This is a genomic window from Actinacidiphila sp. bgisy145 (assembly GCF_057708125.1).
The window spans coordinates 345,159-357,593 of the sequence record NZ_JBYIRL010000001.1; the positions used below are offsets into that span (position 1 = coordinate 345,159).

Consider the following 12,435-nt stretch of genomic DNA (forward strand, 5'->3'; position numbering starts at 1 on the left):
TGGTGGGGGAGTGAGGGAGTGGAGAGGCGGGGGACACGGCAACGGTGCGGCGGTGGGCGGCGGTGGGTGGCACGGGGCGGTGCGGGTGGGTGCGGCGCGCCCCGCGGACGGGGCGCGCCGCCCCGTCAACTCCGGTACCGCTCGAACACCCGGTTGCCGTCCCGGACGAGCTTGCGGCGCAGCGTGTCCAGCGATATCGCGCCGTTGTAGTACTGCTGGAGCGCGGGCGTGGCGATCTTGTCGGACCACTCGGGGTAGCCGCGCATGCTCAGCGCGGGGGACGCGGTGAGGTGCCGCGCGACCGCCATGCCGGTGGCCCACCCGAGTTCCGCGGTGGTCAGCGACGGGTCGCGCAGCGCCGCGGTGCCGGTGGGCGGCATCCAGTCGCCCTGGGCGAGCCGCACCAGGTGCGGGGTCTGCGTCAGGAAGTCGATGAACTCCACCGCCGCCTGCTGGTGCTTGCAGGACTTCGCCACCGACAGCGTCTGCGGGCTGACCCCCTGGGCCCGCCCGCCGTCGGGCGCGCCGCGGCCGGCCGGCAGCGGCAGGGTGACCCAGTCGAAGTGCGCGGGCGCCTGCTGCTGGACCTGCTGCCGGTAGGAGAAGCCCAGCGGCAGCATGGCGTACCGCCCGGCGAAGAACCCGGGCAGCAGGTCGCCGCCGCCGAGCGCCAGCGCGCTCGCGGGCGCGGAGCGGTCGGTCCCGACCTGGCGGCGCACCAGTTCGGCGAACGCGGAGTCCGCCGCGCCGAACCGTACCTCGGTGCGCCCGCTGCCCTGGTCCTTGTAGAGGACGCGGCCGCCGTCGGTCAGCGCCAGGTTCAGCGTCAGGCTGACCGGCGAGCGCATCGGCCAGGCGGTGCCGTAGCGCTCGGCGCCGCCGCCGTGGTGGGACAGCTCCCGGCAGATGTCCTCGAACTCCTGCCAGGTCCACGGCCGGTCGGCGGCCGGCAGCCGGATGCCCGCCGCGGCCAGCAGCGTCCGGTTGGCCAGGAGCACCTTCGGCTCCTGGAGGAAGGGCACCCCGTACAGCGCGCCGCCGAACCGCGCGGTGTCCCAGCTGCGCTGCGGGATACGGCTCTTCAGGCCCGCGGGCAGCAGGCCGGTCAGGTCGGCGAGGTAGCCGCCGGAGCCGAAGTCGGTCAGGTCGACGCCCTCGTCATGGATGACATCCGGCGCCGCGCCGCCCTCGAAGGACGTCAGCAGCTGGTCGTGGACGTCGTCCCAACTGCCCTGCACGTAGCGGACCCGCACCTGCGGGCGCCGCGCGTTCCACTGCGCGACGAGCGCCTTGTTCGCCGCGACCGACTCCGCCTGCCAGGCCAGCGACAGGAAGTCCAGCCGCGGCACACCGGAGCCGGCGTCCGCCCCGCAGCCCGACAGCAGCGGCCCCGCGCCGGCCGTGGCGGAGGTCGCGGCGGTGGCGGCCAGGAGAGTACGGCGGCGCATCAGCCCTTCACCGCCCCGGCCGTCACGGCACCGGCCAGGCGCCTTTGCAGCAGGGCGAAGAACAGCAGGCTCGGCAGCGTGGCGAGCACCGACGCGGCGGCGAGCGGGCCGAGGTCGGCGGCGCCCTCGGCGCCCAGGAAGTGCGTCAGGATCACCGACATCGTCTGCTTCTCCGGGGACTTGAGCAGGACCAGACCGAAGAAGAACTCGTTCCAGGCAGTGACGAAGGAGAACATCAGCGTGGCCACCAGGCCCGGGGCCAGCAGCGGCAGCACCACGCTGCGCAGGGTGCGGGCCCGGCCGCACCCGTCGATCGCGGCGGCCTCCTCCAGGGAGACCGGCACCGCCCTGACGTAGCCCTGGAGCATCCACAGCGCGAACGGCAGCGTCCACACCACGTAGACCAGGCCCAGGCCGAGCCGGGAGTCGACCAGGTGCAGGTTCTTCAGCACCATGAACAGCGGGATGACCACCAGCACCAGCGGGAACATCTGGCTGACCAGCACCCAGGCGGTGCCGGCCCGGCTGACCGCCGAGCGGAACCGCACCATCGCGTAGGCGGCCGGCACCGCGACGGCCACCGACACCAGCGCGGCGCCCCCGGCCACCAGCAGGCTGTTGAGCGCGGCGTGCAGCAGCGGCTGCTGGTCGAAGGCGGCGCGGAAGTTGCCGAGCGTGGGGTGCCGCGGCAGCCACGTCGGGTGCACCGAGCCCAGCTCCCGCGGCGACTTGAACGCGGTGGAGACCAGCCAGAGCAGCGGGAAGGCGAGGAAGACCAGGTAGCACAGCAGCGCCAGGTACTGCCCGGCGCGCCCCGCCCGGCGGCGTGCGGTGCGCCGCCCGGCGCGCGAAGGAGCGCGCGGGGCGGCGGCCCGCGGCGGTACGGCGGCCGGACCGGCCGTGTCGGTCGCGCTCATGAGTCCTCCTCGGTCAGGCGGTTGCGCAGGAAGACGGCCAGCAGCACGGCGATCACCGCGACCATCACCAGCCCCATGGCGGCCGCGTAGCCGAACTGGCCGTAGCGGAACGCCTCGTCGTAGGCGAAGAGCATCGGCAGCTCCGTCTTGCCGCCGGGCCCGCCGCCGGTCAGCACGTAGACCAGGCCGAAGGAGTTGAAGTTCCAGATGAAGTTCAGCGCGGTGACCGACAGCGCCACCGGCCGCAGCGCCGGCCACGTCACCGCGGTGAACCGCCGCCAGGCCCCGGCCCCGTCCAGGGCGGCCGCCTCGCGCAGCTCCGGCGGTACGTTCTGGAGGCCGGCCAGCAGCACCACCGTGGTCTGCGGCATGCCCGCCCACACGCCCACCACGACCACCGCGGGCAGCGCCAGCGACAGGCTCGCCAGCCAGTCGGTGGTGCCGTCGGTCAGGTGCAGGCCGCGCAGCGTGGTGTTGAGGATGCCCGCGTCCGGGTGGTAGACCAGCCGCCACATGATGCCGACGACCACCTCCGGCATCGCCCACGGCACCAGCGCCAGGGTCCGGGCCAGCCAGCGCAGCCGCAGGTCCTGGTCGAGCAGCACCGCCAGGCCCAGCGACAGCAGGAACTGCACGGCGGTCACGCACACCGCCCACAGCAGCCCGATCCGGAACGACTGCCAGAACAGCGAGTCCAGCCGCAGCTCCCGGAAGTTGTCGACGCCGGTGAACGCGGTGGCGTGGGTGACGCCGGACTGGGCGTCGGTGAAGGCCAGCGCGATCCCGTACAGCAGCGGGCCGACGCTCAGCACCAGCACCGGGACCAGCGCGGGCAGCAGCAGGAACCAGGCGTCGCGGTCCAGGCCGAGCACGCGACGGCGCGCGGCCCGGGTACGCGGCGGGGGAGTGCCGGCGCTCCGGCCGGCCCCGCGCCGCGGTATCGCCTCGGCGCTCACGACGCGCGCCCCGCCGAGGCGGCGGTCGAGCCGCGGACGACCAGCCGCGGCGCCACCGTCGCGCACCGCACCGGGTGCCGGCCGCCGCCGAGCCGGGCCAGCAGCATCTCGGCCGCGATCCGGCCGCGTTCGGCCGCGCCGAGGTCCACGCTGGTCAGCGCGGGGCGGCCGGCGCGGGCCAGCTCGCTGTCGTCCATCCCGGCCACGGCCAGCTCGTCGGGGACGCGCAGGCCCCGGTCGAGGGCGGCGTGCACCGCGCCCAGCGCGAGCTGGTCGTTGGCGCACAGGACGCTGTCGATGTCCGGGTCGGCGTCCAGCAGGCGGCGGGTGGCGGCGGCGCCGGCCGCGATGCCGAACTCGGTGGTGGCGGTGAGCGCCGGGTCGAGGGCGAGCCCGGCCTCCTCCAGCGCGATGCGGTAGCCCAGCGCGCGGTTGCGGCCGGGGACGGTGTCCGCCGGGCCGCCCACGAACGCGATCCGCCGCCGCCCCGAGGCCAGCAGGTGCCGGACGGCGAGGACCGCGCCCGTCACCGAGTCCGCTCGCACGCTGTCCACCGGCGCCCCGTCGGGCAGCGACCCGATGACGACGACCGGGCCCGCCGCGTCGGCCAGCACCCGCAGATGCTCGGCCGTGACCCGGATCGGCACCAGGATCAGGCCGTCGCTGGTCCGGTCGGCCAGGGCGCGCACCACGTCCAGCTCGTCCGCCGCCACCGCGTCGGTGGCGTGCAGCAGCAGCCGGTAACCCGCCGGCTTCGCGGCCGCCTGTATCCGGCGGACCATCGCGGCGTACACCGGGTTGCCCACGTCCGGCAGCGCGAAGGTGAGCTGCCGGGTACGGCCGCCCTTGAGCGATCTGGCCACGCCGTTGGGGACGTACCCCAGTTCGGAGGCGGCCTGCCGGACCCGGCGGACGGTGTTCGGGCGCGCGCCGTGCCCGTTGAGCACTCTGGACACCGACGCGACGGACACCCCCGCCCGCGTGGCGATCGTCTCGACGGTCGGCGGTCCGGCGGAAGTCGTCATGGCGGTCCCTTCGCTGGTCCGGCGGACGGGCCGGGACGGCGCCCAACCGGCCGGTAAACGTTTACAGTTCGCGCCTGGCGGTCCGCCTCCGGAGGTCATGGGTTTCCGACATGGTGCGGGGGCGTTTCACCACCCGTCAATGAGGCCGGAGTTCAAACCACCCGCACGAGCGAAGCGTCGGCCGGGGCGGCTCCGCGGCACCTGAGCCGATTGTCAGAGGGTGCTGCGATGCTGGCGGCATGACCTCCTGGAGCCTGCTGGACCTCGATCGCGCCCTGCGTGCGAGCTGGGCCGACGACACCTGCTCGCCCGACGACCTCGCCGACTGGCGGCCGGACAACCCCTCCTGCGGCCACTGCGACATCACGACGCTGCTCGTGCACGACCTCTTCGGCGGCAGCCTCCTCGTCGGCGAGGTCCACATAGCCGGCACCCAGCACGGCTACCACTGGTGGAACCGGCTGCCCAGCGGCGTCGAACTCGACCTCACCCAGGAGCAGTTCCGCCGCGGCCAGACCGTCGGCGCCCCCCGCGCCGTCGAGCGCCCGCCCGGCCCGCTGCCCCGCCGCTGGCCGGAATACCTGCTGCTGCGCGAACGCGTCGCCGCCCGCCTCGGCCCTCTCCCCGAGCCGAGCTGACGCCTGCCGCCGTTCACGGGGTACCGCCGGCCGCCCGACCGGTCAGGCACGGGCGCCCGGCGGCGGCCCGCCCGCCAGGAGGTGGGTGAGGCGGGCCCGCAGCCGGGTCAGGCGGTCGATCTCCGCGTCGAGCGCGGCCAGCCGCAGCGCGACGACGCCGCCGGGCTCGGGCACGCACACCGGCATCGGCCCCCCGTCGAGCAGCAGGTGCATCCGGGGCGCGAGCCCGCGCAGGTCGGCGACCGTGAAGCCCGCCGCCAGCAGGTCGCGGATGATGCGGACCCGGGCCACGTCCGCGGGCCCGTACTGCCGCTGGCCCGAGGCCGTACGCGCCGGGGTGGGCAGCAGGCCGCGCTGCTCGTAGAAGCGCAGCGCGCGCGGGGTGGTGCCGGCCGCGGCCGCCGCGTCGCCGATCCGCAGCAGTGCGGTGCCGCCGCCCTCCGGCCCGCCCGCGGCCGCCGCCACGGTGGCTGCCGAGCCCGTGCCGCTGCCCGCGTCCGCGCCCGCGCCCGTTTCTGCGTACGCGCCCGCGCCCGCGTCCGTTTCTGGGTCCGCCCACCCGGTCCGCATCCCTGGCCTCCTTCGTCCACCGGCAGGCGGCTACACGTCCACGATCACCGTGCCGAAGTGCCGCCCGCGCACCAACTCCTCCAACGCCTCCGGAGCCCGTTCGATGCCCGCGACCCGGGTGTGCGGGAAGCGGATCGCGCCCGCCCGCAGCCACTCCCCGAAGCGGGCCGTCCACTCCGGGATGACGTCCTGGTGCGTCAGGCCGCTGTAGCCGCGCAGCGCCACCCCCTTGAGGACCAGCGGGGTGCTGTCCACCGTCACCGGCGCACCGGCGCCGTCACCGGCCGGGTCGAGTTGCCCCGACAGCGCCCCGACCAGCGCGAACCGCGCACCCTGCCGGGCGGCGCCCACCGCCGCGGCCAGCTGCTCCCCGCCGACGTTGTCCAGCAGGACGTCCACCCCGTCCGGCGCCGCCTCCGCCAGCCCGCGCGCGAACGCGCCGGGGCCCTGGCCGCGCAGCACGGCCGCGTCGTATCCCAGCTCCGAGACCAGCCGCTCGCCCTTCGCCGCCGATCCGGTGGTGCCGATCACCCGGGCCGCGCCGAGCCGCCGGGCGATCTGGCCGGCGAGCGTGCCCACGCCGCCCGCCGCGCCGGTGACCAGCACGGTGTCGCCCTCGCGCACCTGCCCGAGCCGGGTCAGCGCGCCGTAGGCGGTGGCGCCCTGGTTCAGGTACTGGGCCGGCTCGGGCAGCGCGGCCTGACCGTCCAGCCGTACGGCCTGCCCGGCCGGCAGCACCGCGTACTCGCGCCAGCCGAGCATGTGCGTCACCGGGGTGCCCGGGGGCAGGCCGGCGCCCTCCCCGGCGGCCACCACCTCCCCGACGGCGTGGCCGAGCAGCGTGTCCCCGGGCCGCAGCGGCGGCAGCGGCGCGTCCCGGACCCCGCCGCCCAGCAGGGTGCGCAGCGCGGCGAAGACCAGGAAGTGGCGGTTGCGCACCAGCACCTCGCCCGGTCCGGGCGCCGGGACCGGCGCCTCCACCACCTCGAAGTGCCGCCGTTCGGGCAGCCCCGCGGGCAGTTCCGCCAGCCGCACCTCGTGTGCGGTGCCGCTCGTCGCCGTGGCCATCGCCGTTTCCTCTCCGTCGTCCGTATGTCGCGGGGCCCGTGAGCCGCAGGGGCCGCAGGGGCCGTACGCCCGCGAGGTGCCGTGGGGCCCTTCGCAGCAGGTCCGCACGCCGCCGTGCCGGTCCGTGCGGCCCCTGCGAGCGCGCCGGAACGCTAACCCCTGACCCGCACGTCAGGGTCAAGCGCGGGTCCGAGCGCGGGTCCGAGCGCGGGGCGGGCCGTATCCCCCGTATGGCGCAAGCCGGGCAGGAGGTCCAGGCTGGTAGTGAGCCCTGGCGCCGGCGTGGCGGGTCCGGGTCCGGGTCGCGCCGCACGCGCGTCGCCTGTTCCGCCGCGCCCCATCCCGGCCGGAGGGAGGACTGGCATGTATGACAACGCCGATCCCGTGACGCGGCCCGACCCGCGGGTCCTCGCCCGCCGGGTGGCCGAGCGCCGGCTCCAGCTCGGGCTGAGCGAAGGCGCGCTGGCCACCCAGGCGGGCATGGCACCGCGCTATCTCCAGCACCTGCTCGGCGCGGGCGTGGACTTCGACCCGGGCGGCTTCGTCCGGATCGCCTCCGCGCTGCACCTGTCCTACGACGACCTGCTGGAGGGCCGTACGGGGCTGCCGCCCGGGCAGGGCGAGCCGGCCGTGCACCCCGCGCTGCTGCGCCTGACCGAGCACGAGTGCTGGGATCGGCTGGGCAGTCGGGGCGTGGGCCGGGTCGCGCTCGCCCTCGAGCCGAGCCCCGGTGTCTTCCCGGTCAACTACGCGGTGGACGCTCATGCCGCGGACGGCCCGTCGATCGTCTACCGGACCGCCCCGGACAGCGTGGCCGCGCCCGGCGCGGGCGCCGCGGTGTCCTTCGAGGTGGACCGGGTGGACGACCACGTCAGCCAGGGCTGGAGCGTGCTGCTGTCCGGCGTCGCCGAGCACGTGGACGACCCGGTGGTGGCCCGCCGGCTCAGCGAGAGCCACGTGGTGGAGCCGTGGTCCGGCGGCGACCTGCCGCTGTGGGTGCGGATACGGCCGGGGCACGTCAGCGGGCGGCGGATCGGGGTGCTGTGAGCCGCCGGACCCGTACCCCCGCCGGGTGGGCGCCCTGGCGGGGGCGGTCGCACCGAACGAGGAGGCGGACACCATGCGCCGTACGGTCGCCGTCGGAGTCGACGGTTCCCCCGAGAGCCTGGCCGCCGCGGACTGGGCGGCGCGCGAGGCCGTACGGCGGCGGGTGCCGCTGCGGCTGGTGAACGCGGCTGCCCCGGCGCCCGGGCTGGCCGGCCCCGCCGACCCGCACTCCGCGCCGGTCACCGTGAACTGGTCGCCGTACGCCGTGGCCGACGAGCTGCGGCGCGCCCACCCCGCGGCGGAGATCACGGTCGACCAGATCGCCGGGCAGGCGCTGCCCGTGCTGTTCGCCGCCGCCGACGAGGCGGCGCTGGTGGTGCTGGGCTCCCGCGGGGTGGGCGCCGCGGCCGGGTTCCTGCTGGGGTCGGTCGCCCTGACCGTCGCCGGGCAGGCACCCGTGCCCGTCGTCCTGGTGCGGGCCGCCCGCACCTCCGAGGCGCGCGGCGGCGGTGACGTGGTGCTCGGCCTCGACCTGGTCCGGCCCGGCGAGGGGGTGCTGCGGTTCGCCTTCGACGCCGCCGCCCGGCGCAGCGGCACCCTGCGCGTCGTCCACGGCTGGAGCCAGGGGCCCCCGGCCGGCCCCGACGCCGGTACCGAGGTGCTCGCCGCCGCCCTCGCCCCCTGGCGCGAGCACTACCCGCAGGTCCGCGTCTCCGGCGAAGCGGTCACCGCCGACCCCGCCCACCACCTCCTCGCCGCCTCCGCCGACGCCGCCCTCCTCGTCCTCGGCCGCCACGAACCCCCCACCCGCCTCTCCCCGCACCTCGGCCCCACCACCCACACCGTCCTCCACCAGGCCCCCCTCCCCGTAGCCGTCATCCCCGCCACCTGATTCCGGCGGCCCGCGGCCACCCGCGGACCCGCCCCCGGGAGCGCTACTCCTACGTAACGTCACAACTCGGCCACTCCGCCGATGCCCGGCGAAGCGGGCTGGCACGCTCATCCCTCCGCAACAGAACCCAGGGGGACGAACATGCGCAGCCACGCCCGTATCACCAGATCCGACGGCCCCGCGCGGCACGGGAGACGCAGGGGCCTGCGGGCCGCCGCGGCCGGCGCCGCGGTCGCCACCGGGCTGCTCGCGAGCGCCTGCGGGCCGGCCGCTTCCGGGACGGGGAACCCGGCGCCGCCCGCCACCACCACTGCGGCCGCCACGACCGCGCCCGCGTCCGCCTCCGCGTCCGCCTCCGGGACGACTGCAGGGCCCACCTCGCCGCCGCCCACCACCGTGCCGGTGACTGCGACGGCGCCTCCGGCCGCTCCGACCACTCGCGCCGCCACCCACCGGCCGACGGCCGCGCCCACCACGCGGCACACCACGGCTCGTACCGAAGCGCCGGTCGCGCCCGGGGGCGGGGCCACCGCCAAGTGCAACGACGGCACCTACTCCTACAGCCTCCACCACCAGGGGACCTGCTCCCACCACGGCGGAGTCGCCGTCTTCTACAAGTAGGCCGCCCCGGCGCCGGGGTAGCGCGAAGGGCGGCGGCCCGGTGGGGCCGCCGCCCTTCGCGTGGGGGGTGGTGGGTGCGTGCGGGGTGCGCGCGGGGGGCGTCAGTACGCCGAGTTCACGTTGTCCATCGAGCCGTACTTGTGGGCCGCGTAGTTGCAGGCCGCGGTGATGTTGGCGACGGGGTTGTAGATGTTCCAGGACGTGCCGGACACGTGGTAGGTGTCGAAGGTCGGGTTGATCACCTGGAGCAGACCCTTCGAGGGGATGCCGTTGCGGGCGTTGATGTCCCACAGGTTGATCGCCTTCGGGTTGCCGCTCGACTCGCGCATGACGTTGCGGTGGATGCCCTCGTACGTGCCGGGGATGCCCTTCTTGTGCATGATGTCGAGGGACTGGCGTATCCAGCCGTCGAGGTTGTTCGGGTAGGTCTTCACCGCGGCCTTCTTCGCGGCGGCGGCCTTCTTGGCAGCGGCGGCCTTCTTCGCGGCAGCCGCCTTCTTCGCGGCGGCGGTCTTCTTCGCTGCCGCGGCCTTCTTCTCGGCGGCCGCCTTCTTCACGGCTGCCTCGTGCGCGGCGGTCTTCTTCGCGTCCGCCGTCTGCACGGCGGCGGCCAGGTCGACCTTGTGCGTGGTGCCCTGCGTGGCGCTGTGCACCACGAGCGCGGACTGCTGGACCGGCTGACCGGCGGAGACGCTGAACCCGGTGGTGGCGTCGCTCGCCGCGGTCGCCGAACCGGCTCCTGCGGTCGCTTCCACGCCCACGACCGCGAGCAGGGCCGCGGCCGCGGCGGTGGTGCCGACAGTCGTGATCTTGCGCTGCTTCGACAGCCGGGTGAACGAGGAGACGCCGGGGAGCTTCTTGGTGACCGTGGGGAACTGCATTGCGGGTTTACCTCTTCCGTTGGGGACTCGTGAATTGTTAGAGCTCCCGGATTCAACGGTCAAAGGTCGCATCTACGGACAAAACCGTAGGTGAATTGGGTGCCGGAAAAGGGTCCGCGCACACCCGCCGCGTCACGCCGCCCGCCCGCCCGCAGGCCCTACTAACGCGCTTAGTTTGTGACGTGGGCTATATCGAGGGGATCACACAGGACCTCCTCAGCAAGCACAGGACGTACCCGGCCGTGTGCACACGGTGTCGAAATTCCGGCGGTTTTCCGGGGCGCGCCGACATACGCTCGCACCGGCCGGGAAGCGGGCCCGGCGACCCGCCGGCCGACGGCCGCGGAAAGAGGCGAGCGCCGTGGGCGACCAGGTCACCGTGGACAGCAAGGACGACCCGACCAGCACGCGCGGCCCCCGGGTCGCCGCGGCACGCGCGGCGCTCGGCCCGGTCGGCGTGGTCCTGCCGGTGTCCTTCACCGGCCAGCCCGCGGTGTCGGCCCAGCGCGCGGCCGTCGTACAGCTGGAGCAGGCCGGCTACCGCACCGCGTGGACGAACGAGGTGGTCGGCGGCAAGGACGCCCTCGTCCACGCGTCGATCCTGCTCGGCGCGACCCGGCACCTGGTGCTCGGCACCAGCATCGCCAACATCTGGGCCCGCTCCCCGCAGACCCTGCACGCCGCCGCGGCCCAGCTCGCCGAGGCGTACCCCGGGCGCTTCGTGCTCGGCGTCGGCGTCGGCTACCCCGACCAGGCGGCGGCGGTCGGCCGTGCGTACGGCAGCCCGCTCGCCACGCTCCGCGACCACCTCGGCCGGATGGACGCCCCGACCCAGCCGCCCGCGCCGGAGGCGCCCTACCCCCGGATCGTCGCCGCCAACGGGCCGCGGATGCTGGCGCTGGCCGCCGAGCTGAGCGACGGCGCCCTGCCCGCCGGGATGCCCGAGGCGTACACCGCCTACGCCCGGAAGGTGCTCGGGCCGGACCGGCTGCTGGCCGTCGGGCTGAGCGTGGTGCCCGGCGACGACCCCGAGCAGACCCGCGCCGCCGCCCGCCAGATGGCGACCGCCCTGCTCAGCCGCCCCTCCTACGCCGCGGTCGCCGCCAAGCTGGGCCTGCCCGGCGCGGGCGCCGACCCCGCCGCTCCGGACGACGCGCTGGTGGACGCCCTCGTCGCCCACGGCGGCCCCGACGCGATCGCGGCCGCCGCCCGCCGGCACCTCGCCGCGGGCGCCGACCATGTGCTGCTCCTGCCGCAGCCCGGCGAGGAGTACGCCGCCGCCGTCGACACCCTGGCCGCGCTGGCCCCGGCCCTGGCGGACCTCGCCTGACGGCGGCCGGGGGCGTCCTCAGGGCCTGTCGTGCGGACCGCCGGTGACGCGGCGCCGCGGAGATCCGGACGACAGGCCCTACCGCAAGTAGCTCGGCTCCCGAGGCGGCCGGCCATATGACAAACTCGCCGTCCGATACGAGGCGACCGTGCTGGTCGCAGCCCGCAACGAGTGGCTGTGACCAGCGCTTTCGGGACCGACTCTAGATGTGGAACGTGGTGGTTGCCTCCAGGGCCGCCCGGCCGGTCGCGACCCGGTTCACCGGCGCGTTCTCGTCGGCGTAGCCGAAGGAGATACCCACAAGCAGCTTCCCCTCGTCCACTCCGAGTTGATCGCGGACAGTGTCGGCGTAGAAGCTGAGCAGGCCCTGCGGGCAGCTGGCCACGCCGTAGCCGGTCATGGCCAGCAGCAGCGTCTGCAGGTAAGCGCCGGCGTCGGCGGCCAGTCGCGGCCCGCCGTCGCCGGTGACGAACAGGAACGCGGCGTGGGGCGCCCCGTAGAAGCCCAGACTCTCCGCGTCGTAGGCCGTGCGCGCCGGGTGGTCGTCGGGGCCGATGCCCAGCGCTCCGTACAGGCTGGCACCGAAGGCGGCCCGCCGTTCCTGGTGGACGGGAGCGTACATGTCCTCGGCGTACGGGTAGTCGGCCGTGACGCGTCGCTCGGCGTGCGCCGTTCGCAGGGCGTCGGCCAGACGGTCTCGCCGTGCGCCACCGACCACCTCGACCCGCCACGGCTGCGCGTTGGAGTTGGACGGCGCGGTGCCGGCCAGGGAGAAGACCTCGCGCAGAGTGTCCTCGGGTACCGGGTCGGGACGGAATGCGCGGGTCGCGCGGCGCCCGCGGATCAGCTGCTCGGCGTACTGCGACGTTCGTGTCCCGCCCGGCTGTGTCCCGCCGGTGGGCGCCTGGCTCGTGTGTGTCCGGGTGAAGGCCGGTCCGCTCATGGAACTCTCCTCAGGATCACTGAAGTAAACGTAACCGTTTACCTGAAGGGGCCACTATAGCCAGCCGCCCCCTCCGAAGTAAACGAGAACGTATACTTA

Annotated in this window: 13 protein-coding genes; 5 read left to right on the forward strand and 8 right to left on the reverse strand. The window is 75.3% G+C overall.

Annotated features, from left to right (window positions below):
- Positions 1-125: 125 nt before the first annotated feature.
- The 4 genes from AC3ERT_RS01345 to AC3ERT_RS01360 are packed head-to-tail and all read right to left on the reverse strand — an operon-like array spanning position 126 to position 4,346.
- Positions 126-1,448 carry an ABC transporter substrate-binding protein gene (locus tag AC3ERT_RS01345; RefSeq protein WP_435133340.1) on the reverse strand — a complete coding sequence of 441 codons (1,323 nt, stop codon included), beginning with the start codon at positions 1,446-1,448 and terminating at the stop codon, positions 126-128.
- Positions 1,448-2,365: a carbohydrate ABC transporter permease gene (locus tag AC3ERT_RS01350; RefSeq protein ID WP_435172275.1), complete on the reverse strand. Its 918-nt coding sequence runs from the start codon at positions 2,363-2,365 to the stop codon at positions 1,448-1,450. Before AC3ERT_RS01350 ends, AC3ERT_RS01345 begins: the two co-directional genes overlap by 1 nt.
- Positions 2,362-3,321 carry a carbohydrate ABC transporter permease gene (locus tag AC3ERT_RS01355; protein WP_435172276.1) on the reverse strand — a complete coding sequence of 320 codons (960 nt, stop codon included), beginning with the start codon at positions 3,319-3,321 and terminating at the stop codon, positions 2,362-2,364. The genes AC3ERT_RS01350 and AC3ERT_RS01355 overlap by 4 nt, the downstream gene beginning before the upstream one ends.
- Positions 3,318-4,346: a LacI family DNA-binding transcriptional regulator gene (locus tag AC3ERT_RS01360; protein WP_435172277.1), complete on the reverse strand. Its 1,029-nt coding sequence runs from the start codon at positions 4,344-4,346 to the stop codon at positions 3,318-3,320. Before AC3ERT_RS01360 ends, AC3ERT_RS01355 begins: the two co-directional genes overlap by 4 nt.
- A 239-nt stretch (positions 4,347-4,585) precedes the next feature.
- On the opposite strand from AC3ERT_RS01360, the gene AC3ERT_RS01365 reads away from it, so the two are divergent.
- Entirely contained in the window at positions 4,586-4,984 is a 399-nt protein-coding gene (locus AC3ERT_RS01365; protein ID WP_335972905.1) for a YunG family protein, read from the forward strand.
- Between the two features lie 42 nt (positions 4,985-5,026).
- On the opposite strand, the gene AC3ERT_RS01370 is transcribed toward AC3ERT_RS01365, so the two are convergent.
- Both AC3ERT_RS01370 and AC3ERT_RS01375 read right to left on the reverse strand, forming a co-directional pair.
- Complete coding sequence (locus tag AC3ERT_RS01370) at positions 5,027-5,554, reverse strand: MerR family transcriptional regulator (protein WP_435172278.1); 528 nt, start codon at positions 5,552-5,554, stop codon at positions 5,027-5,029.
- A gap of 30 nt (positions 5,555-5,584) precedes the next feature.
- Entirely contained in the window at positions 5,585-6,622 is a 1,038-nt protein-coding gene (locus tag AC3ERT_RS01375; RefSeq protein WP_435172279.1) for an MDR family NADP-dependent oxidoreductase, read from the reverse strand.
- Between the two features lie 363 nt (positions 6,623-6,985).
- Here AC3ERT_RS01375 and AC3ERT_RS01380 point away from each other — a divergent pair, with 363 nt between their 5' ends.
- The 3 genes from AC3ERT_RS01380 (at position 6,986) to AC3ERT_RS01390 (ending at position 9,182) form a co-directional block, all read left to right on the forward strand.
- Positions 6,986-7,669, forward strand: coding sequence for a helix-turn-helix domain-containing protein (locus AC3ERT_RS01380; RefSeq protein ID WP_335972892.1), 684 nt, complete (start codon positions 6,986-6,988; stop codon positions 7,667-7,669).
- A 25-nt stretch (positions 7,670-7,694) separates the two neighbouring features.
- Positions 7,695-8,561, forward strand: coding sequence for a universal stress protein (locus AC3ERT_RS01385; RefSeq protein WP_435172280.1), 867 nt, complete (start codon positions 7,695-7,697; stop codon positions 8,559-8,561).
- A 141-nt stretch (positions 8,562-8,702) separates the two neighbouring features.
- Positions 8,703-9,182 (forward strand): DUF3761 domain-containing protein, encoded by a 480-nt coding sequence (locus tag AC3ERT_RS01390; RefSeq protein ID WP_435172281.1) that lies wholly within the window; start codon positions 8,703-8,705, stop codon positions 9,180-9,182.
- Positions 9,183-9,283: 101 nt separating this feature from the next.
- Here the strand turns inward: AC3ERT_RS01390 and AC3ERT_RS01395 are convergent, their stop codons facing one another.
- Positions 9,284-10,063, reverse strand: coding sequence for a transglycosylase SLT domain-containing protein (locus tag AC3ERT_RS01395; RefSeq protein ID WP_335972885.1), 780 nt, complete (start codon positions 10,061-10,063; stop codon positions 9,284-9,286).
- Positions 10,064-10,424: 361 nt separating this feature from the next.
- Between AC3ERT_RS01395 and AC3ERT_RS01400 the strand changes: the two genes are divergently transcribed.
- A complete protein-coding gene (locus tag AC3ERT_RS01400) occupies positions 10,425-11,393 on the forward strand; it encodes an LLM class flavin-dependent oxidoreductase (RefSeq protein WP_435172282.1) in 969 nt (322 codons plus the stop codon).
- 202 nt (positions 11,394-11,595) lie between these two features.
- Here the strand turns inward: AC3ERT_RS01400 and AC3ERT_RS01405 are convergent, their stop codons facing one another.
- Positions 11,596-12,336 (reverse strand): nitroreductase, encoded by a 741-nt coding sequence (locus AC3ERT_RS01405; RefSeq protein ID WP_435172283.1) that lies wholly within the window; start codon positions 12,334-12,336, stop codon positions 11,596-11,598.
- Positions 12,337-12,435 lie beyond the last annotated feature (99 nt).

Excerpts from the sequence above, each read along its gene's own strand:
- AC3ERT_RS01345 (WP_435133340.1), bottom strand. The coding sequence starts at position 1,448 with ATGCGCCGCCGTACTCTCCTGGCCGCCACCGCCGCGACCTCCGCCACG.
- AC3ERT_RS01350 (WP_435172275.1), bottom strand. The coding sequence starts at position 2,365 with ATGAGCGCGACCGACACGGCCGGTCCGGCCGCCGTACCGCCGCGGGCC.
- AC3ERT_RS01360 (WP_435172277.1), bottom strand. The coding sequence starts at position 4,346 with ATGACGACTTCCGCCGGACCGCCGACCGTCGAGACGATCGCCACGCGG.
- AC3ERT_RS01365 (WP_335972905.1), top strand. The coding sequence starts at position 4,586 with ATGACCTCCTGGAGCCTGCTGGACCTCGATCGCGCCCTGCGTGCGAGC.
- AC3ERT_RS01370 (WP_435172278.1), bottom strand. The coding sequence starts at position 5,554 with ATGCGGACCGGGTGGGCGGACCCAGAAACGGACGCGGGCGCGGGCGCG.
- AC3ERT_RS01375 (WP_435172279.1), bottom strand. The coding sequence starts at position 6,622 with ATGGCCACGGCGACGAGCGGCACCGCACACGAGGTGCGGCTGGCGGAA.
- AC3ERT_RS01380 (WP_335972892.1), top strand. The coding sequence starts at position 6,986 with ATGTATGACAACGCCGATCCCGTGACGCGGCCCGACCCGCGGGTCCTC.
- AC3ERT_RS01390 (WP_435172281.1), top strand. The coding sequence starts at position 8,703 with ATGCGCAGCCACGCCCGTATCACCAGATCCGACGGCCCCGCGCGGCAC.
- AC3ERT_RS01395 (WP_335972885.1), bottom strand. The coding sequence starts at position 10,063 with ATGCAGTTCCCCACGGTCACCAAGAAGCTCCCCGGCGTCTCCTCGTTC.
- AC3ERT_RS01405 (WP_435172283.1), bottom strand. The coding sequence starts at position 12,336 with ATGAGCGGACCGGCCTTCACCCGGACACACACGAGCCAGGCGCCCACC.